The organism is Providencia sp. Je.9.19 (assembly GCF_051129765.1).
Classification (GTDB): domain Bacteria; phylum Pseudomonadota; class Gammaproteobacteria; order Enterobacterales; family Enterobacteriaceae; genus Providencia.
In genome coordinates, this window is sequence record NZ_JBCPSS010000063.1 from 1 (window position 1) to 255 (window position 255).

General features: G+C 54.1%; 1 pseudogene. It reads left to right on the forward strand.

Annotated elements, in window-relative coordinates:
- Positions 1-34 precede the first annotated feature (34 nt).
- Positions 35-255 (forward strand): annotated as a pseudogene (locus AAZR93_RS21715) (hypothetical protein); the annotation flags it as partial.

The following is a 255-nucleotide window of genomic DNA, read 5'->3' on the forward strand; positions in this document are numbered from 1 at the left end:
GCATATTGATACCGTGAACACAGAGAGCTAAACCATGAATTTGCAGAATATCCCGAACCACTTTACTCCGCGGTTGCGTGTGACATGCTCATCTCGCAAGACCGCCCTCCTCAACGCGCTGCTGTGGGGTGGCGTGGTCATGGGGAGTGTCTTGACCTCCTCAGCAGAGGCGGCGATTGCTTTAGACCGCACCCGGGTGGTGTTTGATGGCGATCACCGTTCCGTCAGCTTGAACGTGAGTAATCAAAACAAGCA